The organism is Gammaproteobacteria bacterium, from assembly GCA_003696665.1.
In the GTDB taxonomy this organism is placed as follows: domain Bacteria; phylum Pseudomonadota; class Gammaproteobacteria; order Enterobacterales.
This window is the reverse complement of sequence record RFGJ01000562.1, coordinates 1-12,103: the sequence shown is the minus strand read 5'-3', so window position 1 is coordinate 12,103 and position 12,103 is coordinate 1. Positions and strand designations below refer to the sequence as shown.

Genomic DNA, 12,103 nt, shown 5'->3' with positions numbered 1-12,103 from the left:
TGTTGACGTGTTGGGAGCTCTCCGTACAAAAGCAGATAGGCCACTTCCATAAAATCAGCTTTCTCAGCCAAATCGTCAATGCTGTAGCCCCGATAGAGCAGAATTCCTTTCTTACCATCAATATATGTGATTTTTGATTCACATGATGCAGTGGACATGAAGCCCGGGTCGTATGTAAACACGCCGTGCTTGTTTAAGCTTCGAACATCTATGACTTCATTGCCTAACGTGGGCTGGTACATTGGGAGCTCAATCGCTTCTTCAGCACCCGGTAGTAATAATTTGGCGACTTTTTCAGTCATGGATTTTGCTCCTGTTTTTTCACCCAATTTTGCGGCGACACTTGGTCAGACCCGCCAGACAGGTTGTGGTTTTAAACGAATGTTTCAACGAAAAACCGGCAGCCAATATAATCAGGTTCTCACGAAAGTCAAATCGCGACACTGATTGCGATCAAATTTTATCTTCAGTGCGCGCGTGGCGAAGAATTCAAGTATAGACCAATTGCGATTATCGTGTTGGAGTTCTATACTTGCGAGCGGCGGGATACGGAACTATGTAGTCAATCGATTCGTATTGCGCCGAGCCAGAGTTCGAATGTGTGTCATCTACAATTCTAGCCAAAACGAGTAAAAAACATGAACACGAATCGACCTGTTAATCTTGATATTAGAACCATCCGCATGCCGATCACTGCCATTAGTTCCATTCTTCACAGGATAAGTGGCGTGGTGTTGTTTTTGGCATTACCTTACGTTTTATGGATGCTGTCTGGCGTCTTGGGAACGGCCTCTGAGTTCAACACTGTGGTGGCGCACACGAGCAGTGGTCTGGGCAAGTTTATGCTCTGGGCCATCTTGAGTGCATTAAGTTATCACGTCATCGCAGGCATTCGTCATCTACTGATGGATGTTGGCATCGGTGAGACCAAGCAAGGAGGACGCACAGGCGCAATTTTGGTGTTGCTTTTCAGTGCTGTTTCCTTTATCGCATGGGGGGTCTGGGTATGGTAACGTCTGCCACTGCATTTGGCCGTTCTGGATTACATGACTTCATCATTCAGCGCGTGAGCGCTGTCATTTTGGCGCTATACGCGGTCTATCTGGCGAGCTTTATCGTGTCGATGGATGGCGTCATGACACAAACTGTTTGGCGCCAATTGTTCACGGATCCTTATTTTCGGATTTATTCATTTGTCGCTTTGCTGAGTCTGGTGGCCCATGCTTGGATTGGATTATGGACAGTATCGACCGACTACATTAAGCCCAATGGACTTCGGTTGTTATTTCAAGTGGTTGTGATTTTGTACTGTCTAATGGTGCTCGCATGGGGCCTGCAATTAATCTGGGGGCTTTAAAATGGGTATGGTGACTAAGAGTTTTGATGCGGTCATTGTTGGCGCCGGTGGCGCGGGGCTGCGTGCTGCGCTGCAACTGTCCAGAGCGGGCCACAAAGTGGCACTGATTTCCAAGGTTTTTCCAACGCGCTCACATACAGTATCGGCCCAAGGCGGCATTACCGTCGCGCTGGGCAACAGTCATGAAGACGATTGGCGCTGGCACATGTACGATACGGTCAAAGGGTCTGACTACATTGGCGATCAGGACGCCATCGAATATATGTGTCAAGAAGGGCCCAATGCCGTCTATGAGCTTGAACACATGGGGCTGCCATTCTCGCGGCTGGAAAATGGCCGAATTTATCAGCGGCCTTTCGGAGGGCAATCGAAAAATTTCGGCGGGGAGCAGGCGGCTCGTACTGCGGCTGCGGCAGACCGCACTGGGCATGCCTTGTTACATACCTTGTATCAGCAGAATTTGGCAGCTGGCACAGATGTTTTCAGTGAGTGGTATGCCATTGATCTGGTTAAAAGCGGAAAACACCGTATTGCCGGCGTTGTGGCGATGTGTATTGAAACCGGAGAAGTTGCTTTCTTCCGGGGTCGAGTGACAGTTTTTGCGACCGGCGGGGCAGGTCGTATTTATAAGTCGACAACTAATGCCCTCATTAACACCGGAGATGGCATTGGAATGGCCATTCGTGCTGGCCTTGCCATTCAGGACATTGAAATGTGGCAGTTCCACCCGACAGGCATTTATGGAGCGGGCGTGCTGGTCACGGAAGGATGCCGTGGCGAGGGTGGCTATTTGATCAATAAGCACGGGGAACGTTTCATGGAGCGTTATGCACCCAATGCCAAAGATCTTGCCAGTCGCGATGTTGTGGCACGGGCCATGATGAAGGAGATTCTCGCGGGTAATGGTGTCGGCGAAAAAGGCGATCACATTTATTTGAAGCTCGATCACCTCGGCGAAAAGGTACTGAACGAACGATTGCCAGGGATTTTGGAGCTGTCACGTACCTTTGCCCATGTTGATCCTGTCCGCGAACCCATCCCTGTCATCCCGACGTGCCACTATATGATGGGAGGTATTCCCACCAACTATCATGGTCAGGTCATTCGTCAGAATGAGCAGGGCGAGGATGAAATTGTTGAAGGATTCTATGCGGTTGGTGAGTGTGCTTGTGTATCGGTTCATGGTGCCAATCGATTGGGCGGCAATTCACTGCTTGATCTGGTTGTATTTGGCCGAGCGGCAGGGTTGCATATTGAAGAGAGTCTGCGCGAAGGCATGTCACTCCCTGATGTTTCTCAAGATGACATTGATGCTGCTGCAGCGCGTCTCGAGCGTTGGGAGAATTCCAAAGATGGTGAAGACCCCGCAGTCATTCGTGCGGAGATGCAAGAAGTGATGCAAAATCACTTTGGTGTCTTCCGAACTGGTGAGTTTATGGAGGAAGGGGTTAAGAAAATCGAGGCTTTGCGAGAGCGACTTAAAGACGCTGTCCTCAGTGACAAGTCGAAAGTCTTTAATACGCAACGCATTGAATGTCTTGAGCTTGACAACCAAATGGCAGTGGCTGTCGCGACGGCGAAAGCCGCATTGTTCCGAACGGAGAGTCGAGGGGCACATAGTCGGGAAGATTATCCCGAACGTGATGATGAAAACTGGCTCGTGCACACTCTGTATTTCCCGGATGGGGACCGTATGGGAACTCGGGCGGTCAATATGAAGCCGCGCCACGTCGAGCCCTTCGAGCCAAAAGCCCGGACTTACTAATGAGGATGAGCCATGAAAGTATCAGTCTATCGTTATAATCCGGAGGTCGATAGTCGACCCTACATGCAGGATTACGAAGTCGATGTGCCAGCTGGTTCGGACATGATGGTGCTTGAACTGCTCCTGCGCATTAAAGAACAGGATCCGACCCTAGCATTTCGTCGGTCATGCCGGGAAGGTGTGTGTGGTTCTGATGGAATGAATATTAATGGGAAGAATCGGCTTGCGTGTATCACACACGTCTCCGAACTAAAAGCACCAATCGTCATTCGCCCTTTGCCGGGCTTGCCGGTGATCAGGGACTTGATTGTTGATATGAATCTTTTCTATCGCCAATATGAGCGTGTCAAGCCTTATTTGCAAAACCGTGATCCGCAACCTGTTCGGGAGCGGCTACAATCGCCAGAAGAAAGGGCAAAGCTTGACGGCCTGTATGAGTGTATTCTTTGTGCCTGTTGTTCGACGTCTTGTCCATCGTTCTGGTGGAACCCGGATCGTTTTGTTGGCCCAGCGGGGCTACTGCAGGCGTACCGTTTTCTGGTCGACAGTCGTGACACGGAGACAGATGAGCGACTTGCTGGATTGGAGGATGCGTTTTCCGTGTTCCGGTGTCGCGGAATCATGAACTGCGTGGACGTATGTCCGAAAGGCTTGAACCCAACACGTGCGATAGGGGAAATTAAAAAACTGCTCACCGCACGTGGCACATGATGTGTATCAAAAAATGGGGCCGAATGGCCCCATTTTTTTTGGACAGAGGTTTAAAGGCGGACAGGCTTTCTCTATAATGTCGGCCCAATAAAGACTCGCATATCTGAAAAGCTGGTCTATATTTTCTATCAATCAAGAATTTTCTGATTCATAACCCGAGTCATAGAAGGCAGTCGAACATGGACCAAAGCATGTTGGCATGGGCCAAAACGTCGCCGTTCAACGGCGGCAGCGCCTCTTACCTAGAAGATCTTTACGAGCAGTATCTTAATGACCCTACCGCAGTTCCTGAAAATTGGCGTAAGGTCTTTGAGCAGATCCACGACCAAGCCCAAAACGAAATACCTCATAGTGCAATTAAAAATTATTTTCGGGAAATTGCACGCACGCGAGTCGCGGCATCGCATCAGATTGTCTCCGTTGATTTGAAACAGATTGGCGTACTCTCTCTTGTTAACGCCTACAGAAAACATGGTCACAGGGTGGCTCAAATTGATCCACTTGGATTACGTGAGCCCGAACACGTAGAGGCTTTGCAGCTCGGTTACCACGATTTGTCCGAAGTTGATCTTGAGCGTGAATTTTTCGTTGACATTCATCAGCCGGCCAAAAAGGAAAAGCTTGGAAAAATAATTGAACGTTTCCGTCGGATATATTGTGGGTCAGTCGGCTGGGAATATTTGCATGTTGAAGCCGACGATGAGCGGCGTTGGCTACAGGGCTGGATTGAAAATCGGTATGGTCAGGAAGGGTTATCCGCCGAGCAGAAAAAAGAAGTTCTGTATTTGCTGACTGCGGCGGAAGGCTTGGAAAAATATCTCGGTGCGAAGTTTCCTGGCGCAAAAAGGTTTGGTCTTGAGGGCGGAGAGAGTCTTATTCCGCTTTTGAATGAATTAATTCAAAATGCAGGCGCACGGGGTAGCAAAGAAGTGGTCATGGGCATGGCACACCGCGGCCGGCTCAATACCCTTGTCAATATTTTGGGTAAAACACCCAAAGAATTAATGGAAGAGTTCGAGGGTAATTACCAGATTGACGACGAAGATTATTCCGGTGATGTCAAATATCATCAGGGATTCTCGGCAGATGTGAAGACACCGGGTGGTGTCGTGCATCTGGCACTGGCTTTTAATCCCTCGCATCTTGAAATTGTTGCCCCTGTGGTAGAAGGCTCAGTACGTGCGCGTCAGGAACGTCGGTTTGACGAGCAGCGGAAACTGGTTGTGCCGATTGTCATGCACGGTGATGCGGCATTTACCGGCCAAGGCGTCGTTATGGAAACATTTAACATGTCGCAGACACGCGCCTACAAAACGGGTGGAACGATCCACATTGTCATTAATAATCAGGTAGGCTTTACCACATCTCGTCCTGATGATGCGCGTTCAACGCGGTACTGTACTGACGTTGCCAAAATGATCGCAGCACCGATTTTTCATGTGAATGGGGACGATCCTGAGGCCGTGATTCGCGTGGCGCGTTTGGCACTGGACTACCGGATGACCTTCGGCAAGGATGTCGTGATCGATTTGGTCTGCTATCGGCGCCTCGGGCACAATGAAGCGGATGAGCCACGGGCGACACAGCCGATTATGTATCAGGTCATCCGCAAACACCCGCCTGTCCGTAAACTTTATGCCGAACAATTACAAAAGGAAAAAGTGATTGAAGCCAGTGACGCCAAGCGTTTAGCTGACCATTATCGGGAGTTACTAGAGTTGGGCAAAAATGTGGTGCCGACCTGGATCCCGATGCAAACACACGAATTTACAGTGGACTGGCGACCGTATTTGAATGCCGAATGGACTGATCCTGCGGACACGACTTTGTCTGCCGAGGTAGTCAAGCGCCTTGGGGATGTATTGACGACGGTGCCGGAAAATTTTGTTTTGCAATCTCGTGTGCAAAAAATCATAGAAGATAGGCGCGCCATGTACGCAGGCGAAAAGCCACTCGATTGGGGGGCTGCGGAAAATTTGGCCTATGCCGGACTGGTTTATGAAGGCCATCGCGTGCGAATCACAGGCCAAGACAGTGGGCGTGGGACATTCTTCCACCGTCATGCGGTGTGGCACGATCAAAATACTGGAGAAACCTATATTCCGCTCAAGCATATTGCCCAAGACCAAGGACCGTTTGATATTTATGATTCGGTGCTGTCGGAAGAAGCGGTACTTGCTTTTGAATATGGGTACGCGACCACAGAGCCTCGTGCACTGGTGATTTGGGAAGCACAATTTGGCGACTTTGCCAATGGTGCACAGGTGGTGATTGATCAATTCATATCGAGTGGTGAAAATAAATGGGGACGTTTGTGCGGTTTGACGCTGTTGTTACCGCATGGGTACGAAGGGCAAGGCCCTGAGCACTCGTCGGCACGACTTGAGCGCTTTTTACAATTATGTGCCCAGCACAATATGCAAATTTGCATACCGTCCACACCAGCGCAGGCATTTCATATGCTGCGACGCCAGGTATTGCGTCCTTTGCGGAAACCCCTGATTGTGATGTCGCCCAAATCACTGTTAAGGCACAAGTTGGCAGTCTCGTCATTGGAAGACATTACCAACGGACACTTCCACACAGTCATTCCCGAGATCGATGATTTAGTACCAGAACGCGTACGAAGGGTGGTACTGTGTTCGGGGAAGGTCTACTATGACGTCTTGCAGAAACGCCGTGACGAAGGCATTGACGATATTGCGATTGTGCGGATAGAGCAGTTGTATCCTTTCCCCTTGGATGAATTGCAAACTGTGTTGGCACCCTATGCTCATGTCAAAGATTTTGTCTGGTGTCAGGAAGAGCCCATGAATCAAGGGGCATGGTATTGCAGTCAACATAATTTCAGGGCGGCCATTCCGGAGGGAGCGACACTTGGCTTTGCCGGACGACCGCCATCAGCGGCCCCTGCGACAGGTGTGCCTGCTTTGCATGAGAAAGAACAGAAAGCCTTAGTGGCACAAGCGTTAAACTTGTCAATCTCTGATTGAAGGAAATTGAGATATGAGTATTGAAATTAAAGTTCCAGCATTACCTGAATCTGTGGCGGACGCAACGGTGGCCACTTGGCATAAACAGCCCGGCGATCGCGTTGAACGAGACGAAAATATTGTTGATATTGAGACGGATAAAGTGGTGCTTGAGGTGCCGGCACCGCAGGATGGCGTGCTAGGCGAAATACTCAAACCCGAGGGAACAACTGTGACGGCAGGTGAAGTGTTGGCGACCTTGTTGCCAGCAGATGGCGCCCAACCGTCCGACAATTCCGGGAACACAGAAAATGTGACACAGACGGAGGCGACAGACCAGGCAGAGGCGCCGGTGTCATCCAAGCCAGAGGTTGACGAGGTATTGAGCCCCGCTGTTCGCCGATTGGTCGCTGAGCATAATCTTGACCCAAGCCAGATTCCGGCGACGGGTAAAGACGGACGTCTCACCAAGGAAGATGTTGAGCGCTATTTAAAGGGTCAAGCCACAACAAGCCAGCAAAGTACAAGCACGGCGTCGTCCGTGTCTTCGGCAAGTGTCCCATCAGGAGCACGGGAAGAGCGACGGGTGCCAATGACACGCTTGCGTCAGCGTATTGCTGAGCGTTTGGTAGAAGTGCAGCAAACGGCGGCAATTCTGACGACCTTCAACGAAATTAACATGAAGCCTGTGATGGACATTCGTCGCCGTTACAAGGAAACCTTCGAGAAGACGCATGGCGTCAGGCTGGGTATCATGAGCTTCTTTGTCAAAGCCGTTGTCGAGGCGCTGAAAAGGTATCCAGAGGTCAACGCATCGATTGACGGTAAGGACATTGTTTATCATGGCTATTTTGATATTGGTATTGCTGTGAGTGCGCCACGCGGTCTTGTTGTTCCGATTATTCGTGATGCGGACCAATTGTCTTTTGCAGAGATTGAAAAAACTATCAGGGAGTTTGGCGAAAAAGCGCGCAACAACCAGTTGACCCTTGAGGAGTTGCAGGGTGGTACATTCACCATTTCTAACGGCGGTGTCTTTGGTTCATTGATGTCGACGCCGATCATCAATCCGCCGCAAAGCGGTATTTTAGGGATGCACGGCATTAACGAGCGGCCAGTCGTTGAGAACGGTGAAATCGTCATTCGACCGATGATGTACGTCGCATTGTCGTATGACCACCGTATTATTGATGGCCGTGAATCCGTTGGATTCTTGAAGACGGTGAAAGAATTGATTGAGGATCCAGCAAGACTGTTGTTGGAAGTTTGATGGTGAGGTGGGTGTGTCGGCGCATCGATATACCCTGTGTTAAACAAAAACGTTTGGGATAAAAGATGAACTTACACGAGTATCAGGCCAAAAAACTGTTTCGTGACTACGGATTGCCTGTGCCGCGAGGTGAAGCTGTGCGTTCAGTCGATGAGGCGCTGGCGGCAGCCGACGCGCTGGCGACTGAACGTTGGGTTGTGAAGGCCCAAGTTCACGCGGGCGGCCGAGGCAAAGCAGGTGGTGTCAAACTGGTCGATAGCAAAGAAGCACTCATAGAAGCCGCCAAGTCATTGCTTGGTAGCCGTCTTGTGACCTATCAGACAGACGCCAATGGGCAACCTGTCCACCGTTTGTTGATTGAAGAGCCTTGCAATATCGCACGTGAGTTGTATCTAGGCGCCGTCGTTGATCGTGCGACTCAACGAATTGTGGTGATGGCTTCGACAGAAGGTGGAGTGGAAATTGAGAAAGTCGCAGCCGAGACGCCTGAAAAAATATTGAAAATTATCGTCGACCCCATGTTGGGAATTCTGCCTTACCAGTGCCGAGAACTTGCGTTTGGTCTGGGGCTTGAGGGTCAGCAAATTAAGACCTTCACACAGTTATTGCTTGGTTTGGGGCGTCTATTTACTGAAAAGGATTTGTCGCTGGTAGAGGTCAACCCGCTTGTCGTGACCGATGAGGGGGCGTTGCTGTGTCTCGACGGTAAGATCAACATAGATGATAACGCTTTGTATCGCCATGCCGATCTACGCGATATGTTCGATCCCACACAAGAAGATGAGCGTGAAATTCGTGCGCGTGAATGGGAACTGAATTACATTGCGTTGGACGGAGATATCGGCTGCATGGTCAATGGCGCAGGTCTCGCCATGGCCACCATGGATATCATCAAACTGCACGGTGGAAACCCGGCAAACTTCTTGGATGTAGGTGGTGGCGCAACAAAGGAACGTGTGACAGAGGCGTTTAAGATCATTCTGTCGGACGAAAAGGTCAAGGGGATCTTGGTGAATATTTTTGGGGGCATCGTACGTTGCGATCTTATTGCAGACGGTATTATCGAAGCGGTTAAGGAAGTTGGCGTGCACGTGCCAGTTGTGGTCCGGCTTGAAGGCAACAATGCCAAGCTCGGCTCTGAAAAGCTGGCAAATAGCGGCTTGAACGTCCAGCCCGCCGCTGATTTGACAGATGCCGCTAAGAAAATCGTCGCCGCCGTTGGAGGTCAAAAATGAGCGTTTTGATTAACAAAGATACGCGCGTAATTTGTCAGGGATTCACGGGTAAGCAAGGAACATTTCATTCACAACAGGCCATTGAATATGGCACCAAAATGGTCGGAGGGGTGACACCAGGAAAAGGCGGCCAGACGCATTTGGGATTGCCTGTATTTAATACCGTTAAGGAAGCTGTTGATGCCGTGCAACCTGATGCCACGGTCATTTATGTTCCGGCGCCGTTTGTCAAAGATTCGATCATTGAAGCTGCCGATGCCGGTATTAAGTTAATCGTGTGCATCACGGAAGGTGTGCCTGTGCTGGATATGTTGCAAGTCAAAGCCTATCTCGATCAAACGGAAAGTCGCCTGATTGGCCCCAACTGTCCAGGCATTATTACGCCTGGTGAGTGTAAAATCGGGATTATGCCTGGCTATATCCATCAGCCCGGTAAGGTCGGGATTGTATCTCGCTCTGGCACCTTGACTTATGAAGCGGTGAAACAAACCACGGATCTAGGGTTTGGTCAGAGTACTTGTATCGGTATCGGGGGCGATCCCATCCCAGGGACCAATTTCATTGACGCTTTAGCAATGTTTGAAGCTGACCCGCAGACTGAAGCAATCATCATGGTTGGCGAGATTGGCGGCACAGCAGAAGAAGAGGCGGCTGAATACATCAAGTCCCATGTAACTAAGCCGGTCGTTTCATACATTGCTGGCGTCACAGCGCCCAAGGGTAAGCGTATGGGCCATGCTGGTGCCATTATTTCTGGCGGTAAAGGGACTGCGGATGAAAAATTTGCGGCTCTCGAAGCCGCTGGGGTGAAAACAGTACGTTCTCCGGCATTGCTGGGCGAAGCGCTGAAGGAAGTGACGGGTTGGTAAGGTAATGCCGGCAAATCGTAGAAAATGCCGCCGTATGGCGGCATTTTTTCGATACAATGCCCACAACATGGCTTTCGTTTGTGATCCACTACGTTTATGAAGTTTGACTTTCATTGTCATAGCGATTTTTCAGATGGCACCTTGTCGCCCAGGCACCTATGGGAACGCGCACATGCCAATCAATTGACCGGATGGGCGCTTACTGATCACGATACTGTCGATGGCGTGACGGCGCTCTATGAGTCGGGTGTTGTCGAAGGTCGGCATCCAATCTTCGTGCCTGGCGTTGAAATTTCAGCGACATGTCATGACACCACGATTCATGTACTTGGTCTTAACATCGACGTATTTCACCCACAGTTACAAAAATTGCTGGCAAAACATCAAGCAATACGACAAACCCGCCACCAATGGTTTTGTTCGCAAATGCGCCATTTTTGGCCAGAAATCGATTGGGCGCAATTATTCAAAAAAATTGTCGGACAGGGTGTGCCGTGCCGTTCACATATCGCCAGAGCATTGACTGAAGCGAAATTGGCGCAAAACGTCGGACAGGCGTTTGAAAAATGGTTACGCCGCGGAAAGCGGCTGGCCTATCGGACGAATTGGTCGACTGCCACTGAGGTCATTCGAGTCATTCATGAAGCCGGTGGTGATGCCGGCCTGGCGCATCCAGCGCGTTATCGGCTGTCAAAAAGTCGCCTCACGCAACTGATGGAGATATTGACTCAAGACGGGCTCGACTTTATTGAAGTTTCCTACCCGGGTGTTCAGCCTTCCCAGCAAAATTGGTTATCGCGTCTGTGTCAACGATTGCGGTTAAGGGCATCGATTGGCTCAGATTATCACGGTCCCGAACAGGGCTGGAATGATCTGGGGCGATGCCATTTGCCTGAAAATAATGTTCCGATATGGACGACATGGCCAGATTTTCAAAATGGTTAAATATTCACTATGCTTGGTCGATATAGATAGCAACAGCAAGTGAAATTTTGAAACCCTGGAGATGAGACATGTTTCAATTCGGCCGTAAGCAGATTGAAGAACTCACAGAAAAACTATCCGAAAAAGAACGTGAAAATCAGGCGTTGCGTTCAGAAATTGAAGTACTTCGGTCGGAACTCGAGGGGCTGGAAGAAGAAAAAAGTAGCTTAGCCCAGGACAAAGAAAAACGGGAGACGATTTTAGAGCTTATGATGCGCAACATGGTCGCTGTCAACGGCGCTCGCGATCAATTGGCTCATGCATCCACGGTTGTCCGCGATAAGAATCGGGAGTTTGATAAGGCTCGGGCATTGGTTGAGGACACCAGGCATATCATGGGGGACATTGTTGGCGGTTTGCGCGACATTGAAGAGGATGCCAAGGTGTCATGCCAACAAGTCAATGAACTGAAAAAAGTGGCGGAAGGGATTGCGAAGTTTGTCGGCTTGATTAACGAAATTTCGGAACAAACGAACTTGTTGGCTTTAAACGCGGCGATTGAGGCAGCACGTGCTGGCGAGCAAGGCCGGGGTTTTGCGGTGGTGGCAGATGAGGTGCGAAATCTGGCTAAACGCACAAATGAGGCCACCAATGAAATCGCTGCGTTGGTGTCAACCATTGGCAGTGAAACAGAAACAGTGGATCAAAACAGTCAAGCTATTGCCGAGAAATGCAATCATTTGGCGACACGTGCTTCCGAGGGCGGCGAGACGATCCGGAGTCTGCTTGAGCTCACCGAAAATATGGGGCAGTTGATTCACGACTATGCAACAACCAGCTTTTTGCAGACAGCGACCTTTGACCATATTGTCTGGAAAAGCGAGATTTACAGCGTTGTCATGGGGGATAGCCGAAAGTCTGCCACTGATTTCGTCGATCATACACAATGTCGGCTTGGACAATGGTATTACGAAGGCGAAGGGAAAGAATTCTCCGGTTT

General features: G+C 49.9%; 11 protein-coding genes. 10 read left to right on the top strand and 1 reads right to left on the bottom strand.

The genetic code is table 11. From position 1 onward, the window contains the following. A partial coding sequence (gene gltA / locus D6694_13735) for a citrate (Si)-synthase (GenBank protein RMH36643.1) occupies nt 1–302 on the bottom strand: 302 nt, incomplete at its 3' end. 336 nt (nt 303–638) lie between these two features. Here gltA and sdhC point away from each other — a divergent pair. The 10 genes from sdhC to D6694_13685 all read left to right on the top strand — a co-directional run. Then, nucleotides 639–1,013, top strand: coding sequence for a succinate dehydrogenase, cytochrome b556 subunit (gene sdhC / locus D6694_13730; protein ID RMH36642.1), 375 nt, complete (start codon nt 639–641; stop codon nt 1,011–1,013). Continuing rightward, nucleotides 1,007–1,357, top strand: coding sequence for a succinate dehydrogenase, hydrophobic membrane anchor protein (gene sdhD / locus D6694_13725; GenBank protein RMH36641.1), 351 nt, complete (start codon nt 1,007–1,009; stop codon nt 1,355–1,357). The genes sdhC and sdhD overlap by 7 nt, the downstream gene beginning before the upstream one ends. Before the next feature lies 1 nt (nt 1,358). After that, nucleotides 1,359–3,122, top strand: a complete 1,764-nt coding sequence (locus D6694_13720) for a succinate dehydrogenase flavoprotein subunit (protein RMH36640.1) — start codon at nt 1,359–1,361, stop codon at nt 3,120–3,122. Between the two features lie 12 nt (nt 3,123–3,134). Continuing rightward, a complete protein-coding gene (locus D6694_13715) occupies nt 3,135–3,833 on the top strand; it encodes a succinate dehydrogenase iron-sulfur subunit (protein ID RMH36639.1) in 699 nt (232 codons plus the stop codon). A 179-nt stretch (nt 3,834–4,012) separates the two neighbouring features. Next, nucleotides 4,013–6,826 (top strand): 2-oxoglutarate dehydrogenase E1 component, encoded by a 2,814-nt coding sequence (locus tag D6694_13710; GenBank protein ID RMH36638.1) that lies wholly within the window; start codon nt 4,013–4,015, stop codon nt 6,824–6,826. Nucleotides 6,827–6,839: 13 nt separating this feature from the next. Then, nucleotides 6,840–8,075 carry a 2-oxoglutarate dehydrogenase complex dihydrolipoyllysine-residue succinyltransferase gene (gene odhB / locus D6694_13705; GenBank protein RMH36637.1) on the top strand — a complete coding sequence of 412 codons (1,236 nt, stop codon included), beginning with the start codon at nt 6,840–6,842 and terminating at the stop codon, nt 8,073–8,075. 65 nt (nt 8,076–8,140) lie between these two features. Further along, nucleotides 8,141–9,310 carry an ADP-forming succinate--CoA ligase subunit beta gene (locus D6694_13700; protein RMH36636.1) on the top strand — a complete coding sequence of 390 codons (1,170 nt, stop codon included), beginning with the start codon at nt 8,141–8,143 and terminating at the stop codon, nt 9,308–9,310. After that, nucleotides 9,307–10,179, top strand: coding sequence for a succinate--CoA ligase subunit alpha (gene sucD, locus D6694_13695; GenBank protein ID RMH36635.1), 873 nt, complete (start codon nt 9,307–9,309; stop codon nt 10,177–10,179). The genes D6694_13700 and sucD overlap by 4 nt, the downstream gene beginning before the upstream one ends. Before the next feature lie 96 nt (nt 10,180–10,275). Beyond that, nucleotides 10,276–11,124 (top strand): PHP domain-containing protein, encoded by an 849-nt coding sequence (locus tag D6694_13690; GenBank protein RMH36634.1) that lies wholly within the window; start codon nt 10,276–10,278, stop codon nt 11,122–11,124. Nucleotides 11,125–11,192: 68 nt separating this feature from the next. Further along, the coding region (locus D6694_13685; GenBank protein RMH36633.1) for a chemotaxis protein at nt 11,193–12,103 on the top strand (911 nt) is incomplete at its 3' end.

Coding starts and splice junctions, on each gene's coding strand:
- D6694_13700 (RMH36636.1), top strand. CDS start 8,141: ATGAACTTACACGAGTATCAGGCCAAAAAACTGTTTCGTGACTACGGA.
- D6694_13720 (RMH36640.1), top strand. CDS start 1,359: ATGGGTATGGTGACTAAGAGTTTTGATGCGGTCATTGTTGGCGCCGGT.
- sdhD (RMH36641.1), top strand. CDS start 1,007: ATGGTAACGTCTGCCACTGCATTTGGCCGTTCTGGATTACATGACTTC.
- D6694_13715 (RMH36639.1), top strand. CDS start 3,135: ATGAAAGTATCAGTCTATCGTTATAATCCGGAGGTCGATAGTCGACCC.
- D6694_13710 (RMH36638.1), top strand. CDS start 4,013: ATGGACCAAAGCATGTTGGCATGGGCCAAAACGTCGCCGTTCAACGGC.
- D6694_13690 (RMH36634.1), top strand. CDS start 10,276: ATGAAGTTTGACTTTCATTGTCATAGCGATTTTTCAGATGGCACCTTG.
- sucD (RMH36635.1), top strand. CDS start 9,307: ATGAGCGTTTTGATTAACAAAGATACGCGCGTAATTTGTCAGGGATTC.
- odhB (RMH36637.1), top strand. CDS start 6,840: ATGAGTATTGAAATTAAAGTTCCAGCATTACCTGAATCTGTGGCGGAC.
- sdhC (RMH36642.1), top strand. CDS start 639: ATGAACACGAATCGACCTGTTAATCTTGATATTAGAACCATCCGCATG.